This is a genomic window from Sporomusa intestinalis, from assembly GCF_055383785.1.
In genome coordinates this window covers 2,487,084-2,500,458 of sequence record NZ_AP042390.1, presented here as the reverse complement: position 1 = coordinate 2,500,458, position 13,375 = coordinate 2,487,084, and the positions used below count along the sequence as shown (strand labels likewise).

Annotated in this window: 14 protein-coding genes and 1 riboswitch; all 14 genes read right to left on the bottom strand. The window is 49.1% G+C overall.

What is annotated here, in order from left to right; all coding sequences use genetic code 11:
• Window positions 1–13 precede the first annotated feature (13 nt).
• Entirely contained in the window at window positions 14–808 is a 795-nt protein-coding gene (gene dapB / locus ACZ481_RS11680) for a 4-hydroxy-tetrahydrodipicolinate reductase (RefSeq protein WP_464770308.1), read from the bottom strand.
• Between the two features lie 110 nt (window positions 809–918).
• Window positions 919–1,089, bottom strand: a riboswitch (Lysine riboswitch).
• Window positions 1,090–1,198: 109 nt separating this feature from the next.
• Window positions 1,199–1,858 carry a general stress protein gene (locus tag ACZ481_RS11675; protein WP_464770307.1) on the bottom strand — a complete coding sequence of 220 codons (660 nt, stop codon included), beginning with the start codon at window positions 1,856–1,858 and terminating at the stop codon, window positions 1,199–1,201.
• Window positions 1,859–1,924: 66 nt separating this feature from the next.
• Entirely contained in the window at window positions 1,925–2,200 is a 276-nt protein-coding gene (locus ACZ481_RS11670) for a YlmC/YmxH family sporulation protein (protein ID WP_464770306.1), read from the bottom strand.
• A gap of 12 nt (window positions 2,201–2,212) precedes the next feature.
• Entirely contained in the window at window positions 2,213–2,533 is a 321-nt protein-coding gene (locus ACZ481_RS11665; protein ID WP_464770305.1) for a hypothetical protein, read from the bottom strand.
• Window positions 2,534–2,621: 88 nt separating this feature from the next.
• The gene (locus ACZ481_RS11660) at window positions 2,622–3,062 is read right to left on the bottom strand and encodes a dCTP deaminase/dUTPase family protein (protein ID WP_464770304.1); all 441 of its coding nucleotides are present in this window, start codon (window positions 3,060–3,062) and stop codon (window positions 2,622–2,624) included.
• 12 nt (window positions 3,063–3,074) lie between these two features.
• Entirely contained in the window at window positions 3,075–4,328 is a 1,254-nt protein-coding gene (locus ACZ481_RS11655) for a M16 family metallopeptidase (RefSeq protein WP_464770303.1), read from the bottom strand.
• A gap of 156 nt (window positions 4,329–4,484) precedes the next feature.
• The gene (locus ACZ481_RS11650; RefSeq protein ID WP_464770302.1) at window positions 4,485–5,360 is read right to left on the bottom strand and encodes an N-acetylmuramoyl-L-alanine amidase family protein; all 876 of its coding nucleotides are present in this window, start codon (window positions 5,358–5,360) and stop codon (window positions 4,485–4,487) included.
• 23 nt (window positions 5,361–5,383) lie between these two features.
• A complete protein-coding gene (locus tag ACZ481_RS11645) occupies window positions 5,384–6,622 on the bottom strand; it encodes a glycosyl hydrolase family 18 protein (protein ID WP_464770301.1) in 1,239 nt (412 codons plus the stop codon).
• Between the two features lie 123 nt (window positions 6,623–6,745).
• Entirely contained in the window at window positions 6,746–7,468 is a 723-nt protein-coding gene (locus ACZ481_RS11640) for a polysaccharide deacetylase family protein (RefSeq protein WP_464770300.1), read from the bottom strand.
• Between the two features lie 105 nt (window positions 7,469–7,573).
• Entirely contained in the window at window positions 7,574–9,685 is a 2,112-nt protein-coding gene (locus ACZ481_RS11635) for a polyribonucleotide nucleotidyltransferase (protein WP_464770299.1), read from the bottom strand.
• A 224-nt stretch (window positions 9,686–9,909) separates the two neighbouring features.
• Window positions 9,910–10,176 (bottom strand): 30S ribosomal protein S15, encoded by a 267-nt coding sequence (gene rpsO, locus ACZ481_RS11630; protein WP_464770298.1) that lies wholly within the window; start codon window positions 10,174–10,176, stop codon window positions 9,910–9,912.
• A 147-nt stretch (window positions 10,177–10,323) separates the two neighbouring features.
• Window positions 10,324–11,241, bottom strand: coding sequence for a bifunctional riboflavin kinase/FAD synthetase (locus ACZ481_RS11625; RefSeq protein ID WP_464770297.1), 918 nt, complete (start codon window positions 11,239–11,241; stop codon window positions 10,324–10,326).
• 283 nt (window positions 11,242–11,524) lie between these two features.
• Entirely contained in the window at window positions 11,525–12,409 is an 885-nt protein-coding gene (gene truB, locus ACZ481_RS11620; protein ID WP_464770296.1) for a tRNA pseudouridine(55) synthase TruB, read from the bottom strand.
• Window positions 12,406–13,374 carry a DHH family phosphoesterase gene (locus ACZ481_RS11615; protein ID WP_464770295.1) on the bottom strand — a complete coding sequence of 323 codons (969 nt, stop codon included), beginning with the start codon at window positions 13,372–13,374 and terminating at the stop codon, window positions 12,406–12,408. The genes truB and ACZ481_RS11615 overlap by 4 nt, the downstream gene beginning before the upstream one ends.
• Window position 13,375 lies beyond the last annotated feature (1 nt).

Sequence of the window (13,375 nt, the reverse complement as noted above, 5' to 3'; positions counted from 1 at the left end):
CCTTTAGGCGCATTTAGCCCAGTAAATCCTCCAGACCATAAGTCAGCCCGCCAGCAGTAAGCACTTTTTTACAGGCCAGCACCACACCCGGCATAAATGACGCCCGTGATATGGAGTCATGACGGATGGTGAGAGTTTGGCCCAGACCGCCAAAGATAACCTCCTGGTGCGCCACATACCCCGGCAGGCGGATACTGTGCAGCCTGATCCCGGCCAGTTCGCCGCCGCGGGCACCTGTCAGCTTTTCGAGCTCAGCCGGATGGCCCTGACACATTTCCCCTCTGACCTTGGTAATAAGCTCAGCCGTTTTAAGGGCCGTACCGGAAGGAGCATCCAGTTTCTGGTCATGGTGCATTTCAATAATCTCAACATGCGGCAGGTATTTCGCTGCTTCCTGCGCTAATTTCATCATCAAAATAGCACCAATGGCAAAATTAGGCGCAATAATTGCATTAACCTTAGCCGCCGCACACAGCCGGCGGACCTCATCCAAATCAGTGGCTCCCAGGCCGGTAGTGCCGACGACAGGGCATACCCCGTTTTTTATTGCGACTCTGATATTGTTCATTACCGACTGAGGATTGGTAAAATCCACCATTACCTGGGGTTTGGTTTCATTAATCACTGTCGCCAAATCCTTGCCGACAGTCACCCCGGTCTTGCCTGCCCCCATAAGCTCCCCCACATCGGCAAAATCAGAGTTAGTATCTACCGCACCCACTAAACTCAAGTGCTCATCCTGATACACGGCCCGTAGAACCTCTCGGCCCATTTTACCGTAAGCGCCACAAACCATTACCCTAGTCAAGCGCTATCCACCTCCTGTTAATAAGAAAAGCAGCCGGTGAGCGCTTCTCACCAGCTGCCATATGGCAACGTTTTCTGACAATAGGAAAATATAATATATCCTCCCCAATCAGATGAGATAGCGCTCCACCAAGTAATGGTGACAGTCTTAAACCTATTTGATATAAGACCAATAAGTAGACCCGGCAGTCTAACTTACTTCGGCGGTCGCCCCTTTCCTTTCAGGTCACTGATGCCACTCTTACTGAAAGTACTTTTAACTCCCGCACCTCTACTTCATCCTGTACAGGATGTTGCTTATTCATTTTATACACATTTTATAATAAAGGTTCCAGTATTGTCAATAAATATTGAAAGCTGACTGCTTTCTGACAATAAAAAACCAGTCTGACTATTTTACGGCGTGGGTCTCCACATCCTTAGCCCCATTTTGGCGGAGGATCTGAGCCGCCTGATTAACCTTAGCCGCGTCTGAGCGGACAATGGCGAGAATTCCGCCTTGTGCGACCTGCTGCTCATAGCGTTTGCCCGCTTCGGCCGGAATGCCCCAATCGATTAAACCACCGGCAATGCCGCCGGCGACAGCGCCGCTTAAGGCAGCGGCAATCGGGCCGGCCGCCAGTATTGGCCCCACACCGGGAATGGCCAGTGCACCCGCGCCTAACAGCAAGCCGCCAATACCGCCCAAAGTCCCGCCGGTCAGCGCCCCGTCGGTAATATCATCCTCAAAGTATTCGCTCCCCTGCCCCTTTTGCTTGTTTTTGTCCTTGGAAACAATATTAATCTCTTCTGTTGTAAAACCCTGGGCTCTCAGGGCGTTAACCCCTTTTTCAGCATCAGCGCGGGAGTTAAATACGCCAATCACGCTTTTCACGCCTTGGCCGCCGGCCTGCATGGAAGCCTGCTGGGTATTGGACGCGGTGCTTGCACTTGCCGCCTGCGGCTGGGCACTGGAATAGTTATTGACCAAGGCGTTGCCTGCCTGACCTTCCGTTTGCGCCATTGTCGGATTAAACATATTGTCCTGATTGTTATTACTGGTTGTCGTCATTGTAAAAACCTCCTAACATTAGTCTGATATTCAGCCTACTGTTAGGTTTAACCAGCACTGGATTTTTTATTCCCGTTCAAACCTTGAATACATACGGTCATAGGCATTATTTAAATCAACAATAACAACCTCGTCGCCAATACGCCTGATTGCATGCCAGGGAATGCTTGTGATCTGACTGTCGCTTAAAAACTGAAAAATAGTTTTATGTTTTGGCAGTATTAAACCGCTGATTGCGCCGGTACGGCTGTCAAATGCCAGATCACATTCACCAATCGTGCCCAAACGGGTGCCGTCGCCTAAGTTTATCACTTCTTTACCTGTCATTTCACTTATCCGCATGCATCCATCCACCTACTTTTTTTGAAATAATTTACTAATAGCCGGCTGAATCACGGCTACTCCGATCGCCGTCATCGCCAGTGGGTCGAAAGACAGTATGCCTACTGTAATCCGTTCAGGCAGTTCAAGTTTTAAAAAAGAGACAATCATAACCAGCGACAGATAAACACCGCCGGCAGTAGCTACCAGTTCCTGCACCGCAATGGAAAATGGCGATGGCCGCGGCTCAACCTGGGGCAGGTTGTCTAATGCCAGGCGGCAGTGGCAGACCCGCAGCCATATTGACCACATAATAGCCAGAATAATTACCATTAAAATTGCCCACGTATACAAAGAACCACCCCACAAGCTGCTTCTATCAATGTATATGCAGCGCAAAAGAGAATATGAAAAAAACTTCAAGGGTTTCCCCTTGAAGTTTTTAGCCGGTACTGCCCAAGCCGCCCAGGCGCTGTCCGCCCGGACTGTCATGATCGGCAAGCAGATATTTATAAAAAATTCCCTGCGCCAGCCGGGTGCCTTTGGCGATCGGCACCGGTTGGTCTCCGTGATTAAAAACGGCGATTAGGATATGCCCCTCATTATCCGGATTATTGTAATAATCGGCATCAATAATTCCCTGGCCGTTAATCAGGCTCAGGCCCTGCTTTACAGCCAGCCCGGAGCGGATATGAATGCCCAGATATTCATCGCCGGCCATATAGGCTTTCAGACCTGTGGGCACTAAGGTAACCTTTCCCGGCAGCAAGGTGCTGTCCTCGGCGGCGGCAATATCATAACCGGCACTTGCTGCCGTTTTGCGAACAGGCAGGCTGATGCCGCTCTCTACATAACGACTGACGATTTCGAACCCTCTAATCATATGATCCCCCTGTTAAAAACTGATATTTGTGTTGATATCCTTGGAGTCGACAGGCCCAAGGGCAGTAAAGCACAGATTTTCGTTGGTAAACATCTGCGCAATCATTCTGTTAATATCTGTAAGGGTTACTTTATCTATTTTATTAACAACCTCTTCCAGTGCTACATATTTTCCTAAAGTAACCTCGAGTTTGCCAATACGTGACATCCGGCTGCTGGAGCTTTCCAGGCCCAGCAGCAGATTTCCTTTTATCTGTTCTTTGGACTTTGTCAGCTCCTGCTGGCTTATGCCCTGCTGCTTCATTGCTTTCAGGTTAGCCATGATCAGCGCCAGCACCTCATTAACATTGCCGGGACGGGTCCCGGCATAGATGGTCAGCAGCCCGGCATCCTTATAGTTATTTTGATAAGAGTAAACCGAGTACGCCAGTCCGCGCTCTTCCCTGATCACCTGAAATAACCGGGAGCTGATGCCGCCGCCCAAAATATTATTCATGATATGCACCGGGTAAATTTCCGGATGGTCCTGAGGAACACTCACCGTCCCTAAGCAGATATGCACCTGCTCGATATCCTTGCTGACAACCGTTCTGGCCGGTGTAAGGGCCGGTGCCGTTATCGCCGGCTTGCTCTTTTTCCCGTCCATAACAGCAAAATACTGCGCTGCCAGCCTCACCAGCTCAGCATGGGTCACATTGCCTGAGGCGGCAATAACAACATTATCGGCCGTATAAAAGTCCCGGCAGTACTCTGTTACCAGTTTACGGCTGAACCGGCCGATGGAATCGGCGGTGCCGAGAATATTCCGGCCCAAAGGGTGCCCGGACCAGGTGGTGTCAAGATGAATATCATGGACCAGTTCATCCGGTGAATCCTCATACATATGCACCTCTTCGAGCACTACCTGACGTTCCCGCTCGATATCATCTTCCGCAAACTTTGAGGCCAGCAGCATATCGCTGAGAACATCCATCGCTAAATCAGCATGGGAATCGAGCACTTTTAAATAATAACAGGTATATTCCTTGGCTGTAAAGGCATTAAGCTGGCCACCGACGGCATCAACTGTTTCAGCGATGTCTTTGGCCGAACGCCTGGCCGTGCCTTTAAACATCAGGTGCTCAATAAAATGGGAAACACCATGATTATATCCCTCTTCAAATCTTGAGCCTGTGCCAATCCATACCCCCATTGTCACTGATTTAACATACGGAATTGTTTCAGAAACTATACGAATCCCATTAGGTAACACTGACTTTTGATACATGTAAATCTCCTTTTCATACGCAAATAGCAGTGAGCTTGCCAGCTAAAAATAACGTGCCTGGCTAATTATACTCCCTATTATACCTAATATTGACGAAGAAAAAAACAGAGATTTCGAATTAACGTTTGTCTCTGTTTAATAAGTGTAAGCAAGCGGCTAATTATTGAAGTATTGGGCCGCTCCGTTAAAAATACCCTGGGCAATCTTATTCCGGTAGCTGTCATCCTGCAGCTTACGGGCTTCAGCGGCATTACTAACAAAGCCCATCTCCACTAAAATGCTGGGCATTGTCGTGTTGCGCAGAACATAGAAAGTCGCGGAGGAGGTGCCTTTGTCCACAGCACCGGTTTCTCTAATGATATGATCCTGTACTGTCTGCGCCAGTTTGGACGACTTGCCGGCCGGATAGAATGTCATAGCGCCGAAAATGGCGGGATTAGGGTTGGAGTTGGAGTGAACACTGATAAACATATCGGCATTTTTAGCTTCAGCAATATTGACCCGTGCCGCCAGCTCCTGGCCTAATGAACTGCCTTCAGCCGCTACTGTGCGGTCAGTTTCCCTGGTCATGACTACGTTGGCGCCGGCACTGAGCAGCTTGTCCCGCAGTTTTAAGCTAACAGCCAGGTTATTATCCGTTTCCCTGGTGCCATTAGCTACAGCACCGGGATTGCTGCCACCATGCCCGGGGTCAATAACAATCGTTTTCCCCCGCAGGCCGCTGCTGGTGACACTGCCGGCACTGCCGCCGCCAGATGGCAGGGGCGTTACTTTTACCGGATTATCCGGCACAGTGGTTGTTTTATCGCCACCAAAGATATTAAAAATCGGACCCAGTATTTTATCGAATAATAGGCTAAACAGCTTGTCAAATACATTTGACCCGCCCCCGTCGGTTGCCGGGACACTCGAAGCTGCCAAAGCCCCAATGACATTATCCAAAGCTGCGGCCTGGCCGATTTGTACCGGTCCTGCCACATTGATAACCAAAACAAACAGCAATACAAGTGTTACTATTTTTTTACTATACACAGCATACCTCCTGCGTCAATATTTTACTCATTGCGGAACGTGTCCCGCAGTACCGGCCAGACAGCCGGGTCCTCCTCGCCAAGTTTCCACATGGCGGCACCGGCAATATCATATTTGGTGAGCAGCGCCAGTTTATATTTCAAACTCTCGCTGTTTTCAAACCAGACCGTATGCGCAGTACCATCAGCTGCGTTATAGCTAAAATACGGAGATTTCGAATTGTCGTCCCATTGCACCTTCCGGCCATACTGCTTAGCCAGATCCATAATCGCCTTATACTCTAAAGACTGAGTGCCTTTAGCCGACCAGTCATACCCATAAGCGGCAATGCCCAGAAACAGCTTGTCCTTGGGAATGAACTTCAGGGCATAATTTAGGCTTTTTTCCACCCAGCCGATATCGGCAATGGGTCCCGGACCACTCCAGGCCCCATGATTGTCATAAGTCATAATCATAATTTTATCGGCATACTTGCTAAGCTCGGCATAATCGTAAGCAGCTGCCACATCATTGTTTTCATCCTGTTTCGGAAAAACGTCAATCGACACAATATACCCCTGTGGTTTCAGACGGGCATAAAGCTCCCGCATGAACGCGGTCAGGTTGTCCCGGTCGGTAGCCGGCACCATTTCAAAGTCAATATTGATGCCGTCCAGGTCATATTTCTTAAGATAAGCCTCAAAATTTTGAATGGCTTTAGACCGGAGCTCAGGATTTGACAACACCGTATGAATGGGTACGGTATTGCCAGTCTGCTTGGCATTATTGACCAGCAGCAATACGGTTATATCATTCTGGCCGGCACTGTTAACCACAGACATATGATCATTGCCGCCACGGTCTGTTACTGTGCCGTCAGCCTGCAGAGTTGCCCAGAAGGGGGCAATCGTGTTAATTACATCAGCATTTTTCATCATTGAGTTATAGGAAGAGGTGTCTGCCCCCCACCATTCGGCATAAAAGCCAACCAGTTCTTTCGGCCCGGCCTTGGCCCAGCCGCTGGCCGGACTGCCCTGGCCGGTCTCCTTGGCCGGCGTGCCAGAGGTATTGCCCAGAAACCTGCCCATAAGCAGTCCCAGTAAAATATCCACCATACCCTGGCCTGTGCTTGCGCCGGAAACGGCGCTTGTTTCGCCGGAACCGTTGGCTTGTCCTAACAGATCAGCTACTGAAAAAGCGTACGCCGGCGTAACAGGTGCCATAACAGTTAGCATGAACACCATAATTACCAGCCAGGATATCATTTTTTTGAGCTTACTCATAGATCAGCCTCCATTCCAGCAGATAAACATGATAACCTCATGTTATCTTTTTATGTAAATCATAGTATCATATTTATTCTATTTAAGCAATAAAAAAAGCAGGTTTTAACCTGCCTATTTTTGTTAGTTTAGTATATCAGTTACTGTAGTAATCGTATATCCCCGTTTCTTAATCTCACTGATAAGCCCTGGTAAAGCCTGCGCTGTCGGTGCTGTTGGATGCATGAGAATAATAGCGCCATTATGAAGTTTTTTCAGCACCCGTTCTTGCAGAATATCCGGTGGCGGCCGTTTCCAGTCAACGGTGTCGATGCTCCACATAATCGTGGTATAATTCAGCTCCTGGGCGGCCAGGAGAACGGTATTGTTGTACTCACCATACGGAGGGGCATACAGATTGGTTTTTATGCCGGTAAGGCTGGTGACAAGCTCCTCTGCTTTGAGTATCTGTTCTTTATTTTTTTCCTTGCTTAAATTGTTGGGGTGGGGGTGACTGTAGGTATGGTTCCCCAGTTCATGGCCTTTATTGGCTATGTCTTTTAGCACCTCCGGATAGCGGTTGGCCCAGCTGCCGCCAATAAAGAAAGTGATATGGATATTATTTTCATCAAAGGTTTTAAGCATAGCCGGCAGATACTCCTCGCCCCAGAATACATTGCAGGCAAAGGCAACCCGGGGCTGAGACGAATTACCCTGAAAAACAGGCGGCGGCACTGCCGGGAGTTCGTTGGTAGCCACCAGCGGCTGGAGATTGCCTGACAACATAGCCACTGTCATGAATACACCAACAGCAAAGTATACATACCAATAACGGATTTTTCCTACCATTACTATTTTACATTGCATTCCATCAACTCCTGTCACACCTGTAGTACAGTGTATTAGCGCCGGCAGGAATTTATGAGCAAAATAAAAAGACTTGGCTTGTGCCAAGTCCCCCGTTCTGTCTGATTACTGCGCTGTTCCTTGCGGGGCAGTTTCCCGCGGTTCTGCTTTTAACAGTTCTTTTCTGGAGAGGTTAATGCGGCCCTGACGGTCAATTTCCGTTACTTTAACGGTTATTTCATCGCCTACTTTGACAACATCCTCAACTTTGGCCACCCGTTCACGGGCCAGTTGGGAGATGTGAACAAGCCCCTCTTTACCGGGAAGAATCTCGACAAAAGCGCCAAAATTCATCAACCGGGTCACTTTGCCGGTGTAGGTTGCACCCACTTCCACACTCCGTACCAGTGTTTCAATAATATGTACGGCTTTTTGGCCGGCGGCAACATCAACAGCAGCAATAAAGACTTTGCCGTCATCCTCAATATCAATCGTAACCCCGGTTTCTTCAATAATCTTCTTAATGGTTTTCCCGCCTGGTCCAATGACATCGCGGATTTTATCGGGGTCAATCTCCATGGTTATGATGCGGGGGGCAAAAGGAGACAATTCTTTTCTGGGCTCGCTGATGACCTCAAGCATTTTCCCCATAATATGCATCCGTCCCCGTTTGGCCTGGGCCAGGGCATCAACAAAAATTTCTTTGGTAATACCGGATATCTTCATATCCATCTGCATGGCGGTCACGCCTTGCGCCGTGCCGGCAACTTTGAAGTCCATATCGCCCAGCGCATCTTCCATGCCCTGAATATCGGTGAGGATAGTATAATGATCGCCCTCTTTGACTAACCCCATTGCAACCCCGGACACCGGTGCTTTAATCGGCACCCCTGCATCCATCAGCGATAAGGTGCTGCCGCAAACGCTGCCCATTGAGGTTGACCCGTTGGATTCTATGACTTCCGATACCAGCCGGATCGTATAGGGAAACTCGGTTTCCGAGGGAATGACCGCCAATAAGGCCCGTTCCGCCAAGGCGCCATGTCCGATTTCCCGGCGGCCCGGACCGCGTGACGGCCTGGTCTCGCCTACACTAAAGGAAGGAAAGTTATAATGGTGCATATAGCGTTTAGACTCCTCAACGCCGAGGCCGTCAAGAATCTGCTCGTCACCAATCGCACCAAGGGTGGTAATGGTAAAAACCTGAGTCTGGCCGCGGGTAAACAAGCCGGAACCATGAGTACGGGCCAACAGTCCAACCTCACAGGTAATCGGTCTTACCTCTTCAATCTGGCGGCCGTCAGGACGGATCTTGTCAACCGTAATCATTTTCCGGACAATCTCTTTAAGTATCTTTTGGAACATATAGTTAATATCCTTATCCTTATCCGGATAAAGGGCAAGGAAATGGGTAACAGCATCGGTTTTAACCTGTTTAATATCCTCTTCCCGCTGGAGCTTGTCTTTATTCGCTACCGCGGCCTTTAAGTCGGCAGTCACAAATTCACGCATAGCCGCGTCGATCTCAGCCGGGACTTCATATAAGGTTTTCTCTTTTTTGGGTTTGCCAATTTTGGCAATAATCTCTTCCTGAAAAGCGACGATCTCTTTAATTGCCTCATGGCCAAATAAAATAGCCTCAAGCATAGTCTCTTCCGATAGCTCCTTGGCTCCTGCCTCAACCATCAGAATAGCATCCTTGGTGCCGGCAACAACTAAATTAAGATCACTTAGTTCCTGCTGCGCTACGGTAGGGTTTAAAATAAACTTATTGTCCAGTAACCCAACACGCACACCGCCAATTGGCCCGTTAAAAACTATATCAGAAATACCCAAAGCGCAGGATGCGCCAATCATGGCGGCAATATCGGGAGGATTATCCTGATCTACCGACATCACTGTAGCCACTACATGAACATCATTACGCAGGCCATCGGCAAACAGGGGCCGAATAGGCCGGTCAATCAAGCGGCCGGCTAAAATCGCCGCTTCGCTGGGGCGGCCTTCCCGTTTAATAAAACCGCCGGGAATTTTCCCCACAGAATACAAACGCTCTTCATAGTCAACTGTTAAGGGGAAAAAGTCAATCCCCTGCCGCGGTTCAGCCGATTGGGTCGCAGCTACCAGTACGGCGGTATCGCCGTAGCGCACCAGCACAGCGCCACTGGCCTGCTTAGCCATCTTCCCTGATTCAATGATCAGGGTCCGGCCGCCTAATTCCAACTGGAATTTTTCCATATTTTGTTTTCCTCCTCTGATAAACCCCTTTTCTTTTAGCAAAGATTAACTGTTCGACATTTTTCTTATTATTCCCTTTTTTATTTTTCTTTAACCTGGAAAAAAATAAAAAAAGCGGATAATCCGCTTTTCTTGTCCTGATAAAAAGGTTAGTTTTTCCTGGATAAGGGCAACATCGGCTTTTGCTTTCGCCCAAGGCTCGGCGCAAGCCGTGTTTTCTTTCTTTATTTTCTTAAATTAAGTTTTTCGAGAATGGACCGGTAGCGCTCAATATCACTTTCACGCAGATAGTTCAAGAGACCTCTGCGTTGACCTACCATTTTCAATAACCCCCGGCGGGAATGATGGTCTTTTTTGTGTTCGCGCAAATGTTCAGTCAGGTAATTAATCCGTTCCGTAAGGATTGCAATCTGTACTTCTGGCGATCCGGTATCATTTACATGTACACGGTATTTTTCAATCAGCTTCTGTTTGTTTTCAGGTGTCAACACGATGGTTCACCTCCTTTTACTTACTATCCCCATTAGCCAAGACATCGCCGGAGACTCGACTATCCTCGCTATGGTTAAAAACAGTGATTAAATCACTAAAAGATATTTTACCATAAAAATCATGCCCTGTAAACCTTTACTGTTGATCTAAAATATTTTTTGTGCAAATTCAATATCTGCCGCCATTTGTTGTTTAAGCTGATCGATATCGTTAAAAGCAACTTCGCCCCTGATCCTGTCGATAAATTGTATTTTTAACTGCTGTCCGTAAATAACACGGTCAAAATCAAGAATATGTACCTCGATGCGCCGGGTTTGCCTGGTAAAAGTAGGATTATTGCCAATGTTGGCAACCCCGTTGAAATGCAGCCCCTGCTCGTCCTGTACGTAAACAGCATAAACCCCGTCGGCAGGTACAGACAGTCCTTGAGGAATCGCCAGATTTGCGGTGGGAAAGCCTAACTCGCGGCCCCGCTTATCACCCTCAATAATCCTCCCTGTTATACTTACCCGCCGTCCCAGCAAGTTTGCGGCCTGCTTAACCGCACCGTCGGCCACCAGTTGTCTGATGCTTGTACTGCTGACAATCACCCCGTCCACATCTACCATTCCTACCACGTCGACGGTAAAACCATGTTTTGCGCCAAATTTTTTCAGCAGGGCTGGTGTGCCGGCCCCGCGGTGGCCATAGGTAAAATTGGTTCCGACAATAACATGCCTGAGGTTAATGCTGCTGACCAGTTTATTCAGGAAGTGGAGCGGGCTCAGCCGCAAAAATTCGGTGGTAAAGGGAACATTAAACAATATATCCACACCTAACCCGGCAATGAGGTCAATTTTCTCCTGATTTGTTACAAGCAGCGGTGGACAGCGCTCAGGATCAATCGCACTAAGCGGGTGATTGCTGAAGGTAAACACCGCGCTGGCGCAATTGCGCTCTTTCGCCTGTTTAACAGCGCGGGTGATGATCGCCTGATGGCCGATATGAATACCGTCAAAGGTTCCTAAGGCTATGAACACAGGAGCCTGATGACGTATGTTTTCTATTTGGGTAAAGACTTTCATACTGATCTGTTTCTCCTCATTGCAGCTAGTGTCTTGGCCAGGTTATATTTTAGTTTTAGGGCGAGACAAAATGGCCAAGGGCAAGGAAGCGCCGACGACGCATACGGGAAGGGGTCTGCTAGGAGGGGCTGACGCCGCCATTGGCCATTTTGGCCGTCATCAAACTAAAAAGATAATGTGGTCAAGAACACTAGTACCGTGCGTCGCCTAACAAAAAAATTCCAAGTGCCGTACGGTACTCGTGCCGGCCTTGGGTGAAACGCCAACCCGGTGTGGGCTGCCATTACCGGTCCGGACTTAAAATTTTCACCGGCATTAACATTGGCTGCTCTGTACGCTGACCTGTTTCCCGGCCAATACCAATAAAATTCTGCCGGCAGTCATACATTTTTACTAAATCAGCCCCGCTTGGCCGGCCGGGGATGGAACGGCCGTTCTTTACTGCCTGTGCCTCCTGCTCGGACAGTATAACAGCCGGCAGATGGGTAAGCGCAGCATCCGCAGCTTGCAGCGCCTGTTCTTTATTTGCGGCAATCTCTTCCAGTGTCAATGATTTTTCCAGACAAAAACTGCCCACCCGCGTCCGAACCAAAAAACTCATAACTGCCAGGCAGTCCAACCGGCGGGCAATATCAGCACACAGTGTACGGATATACGTTCCCTTGGAACAATGTACATCAAAAACAAGGCCGGTTTCCGTTTCCGAGACAAGCGCAAGCTTCTCAATGACAATTTTACGCGCTTTCCGTTCCACAACCTGACCGGCGCGAGCCAGTTCATATAGTTTTTTCCCGCCAATTTTAACCGCTGAGTACATCGGCGGAACTTGCTCGGATACACCGATAAACGAGGCAAAAACAGCCTCGATCCGGCCCGGCTGCGGCCGGGTGTACGGACAGCGCCGGAGAATCTGCCCGGTATCATCGCCGGTATCTGTTTCCAGGCCAAAAGTGAGTTCAGCCCGGTAACTTTTATCAGCATCAGCCAAATATTCAACAAGCCTGGTGGCGTTGCCGACAAATACCGGCAAAACCCCGGCCGCCGCCGGATCCAGCGTTCCGGCATGACCAACACGCTTTATCCCATATAGTCGTCGAACGTAGGCAACCACATCATGGGAAGTCATGCCTGGCGGTTTAAGAACATTAATTAAACCACTTTGCATCATTTAATACTTGCGCCTTTGGCTAACTGTTTTTTAGCAGCCTCCAGGATCAGCCGCTTGGCCTTGCTTAACGGTTCGGCGACAGTGCAGCCCGCAGCCCGGGCATGGCCGCCGCCGCCAAACCCCAGGGCAATCTTGCTGACATCAACCGTTTTGGAGCGCAGGCTTACCCTCACGCTATTATCCGTTTCCTTAAACATGACCGCTATCTCGACCCCCTCAATATTGCGGGGATAGTTAATGAATCCCTCCGTATCCTCCCTCAGATCAGCCAGTATTTCCTGGCGCAGTGTCAGGGCCGCAATCTGCCGGCCCTGACCACAGTCAAGGATCTCCAGGGTTTCCAGGACTTTCGGCAAGGCTGCGATAACAGCCAGCGGTTTTGTATCCAGATATTCAGAAATAATATGAGGCTTAGCCCCCAGGGCCACCAGCTCAGAAGCAAATCGCAGCGTTTCGGCCGATGTATTGGCAAACCGGAAGAAACCGCAGTCAGTCGCAATGGCCGTGAACAAGGCGGTAGCCATGTCAGCTGTAATCGCCGCCGGCACTGCCTTAAGCAGCTTGAAAATAATCTCACCGGTAGCGGCCGCTTGACTGTCCACATACCAGTAATCGGCAAACTTCAGGTTTGAGATATGATGGTCCAGGTTTAATATCGGAGCTTTTACCGCGTTGCGGACTTTGCCCACCCGCTCTAAGTCGCTGGCATCAAGCACGACCAGCAGGTCGGCTTCAATTTCGGAGCTGTCCGGCTTTTCTATCTTTTCCCAGTCAGCCAGAAATTTAAAGGTCCGGGGGATTTCATCATCAAGCAGCATTCTAACCTGCTTGCCCTGGGACGAAAGGTATGCATTGAGAGCGAGCAGTGATCCCAAAGCATCACCATCAGGATGAATATGAGCAGTCAGTATAATGTGATTAGCCCTGTTTAACAGCTCAGCACTGTGTGCAATAGATACTTCCACT

Bases quoted from the DNA above. Each gene is read 5' to 3' on its own strand.
- ACZ481_RS11675 (WP_464770307.1), bottom strand. From the start codon at position 1,858: ATGACGACAACCAGTAATAACAATCAGGACAATATGTTTAATCCGACA.
- ACZ481_RS11670 (WP_464770306.1), bottom strand. From the start codon at position 2,200: ATGCGGATAAGTGAAATGACAGGTAAAGAAGTGATAAACTTAGGCGAC.
- ACZ481_RS11660 (WP_464770304.1), bottom strand. From the start codon at position 3,062: ATGATTAGAGGGTTCGAAATCGTCAGTCGTTATGTAGAGAGCGGCATC.
- ACZ481_RS11655 (WP_464770303.1), bottom strand. From the start codon at position 4,328: ATGTATCAAAAGTCAGTGTTACCTAATGGGATTCGTATAGTTTCTGAA.
- ACZ481_RS11645 (WP_464770301.1), bottom strand. From the start codon at position 6,622: ATGAGTAAGCTCAAAAAAATGATATCCTGGCTGGTAATTATGGTGTTC.
- ACZ481_RS11640 (WP_464770300.1), bottom strand. From the start codon at position 7,468: ATGCAATGTAAAATAGTAATGGTAGGAAAAATCCGTTATTGGTATGTA.
- ACZ481_RS11635 (WP_464770299.1), bottom strand. From the start codon at position 9,685: ATGGAAAAATTCCAGTTGGAATTAGGCGGCCGGACCCTGATCATTGAA.
- ACZ481_RS11625 (WP_464770297.1), bottom strand. From the start codon at position 11,241: ATGAAAGTCTTTACCCAAATAGAAAACATACGTCATCAGGCTCCTGTG.
- truB (WP_464770296.1), bottom strand. From the start codon at position 12,409: ATGATGCAAAGTGGTTTAATTAATGTTCTTAAACCGCCAGGCATGACT.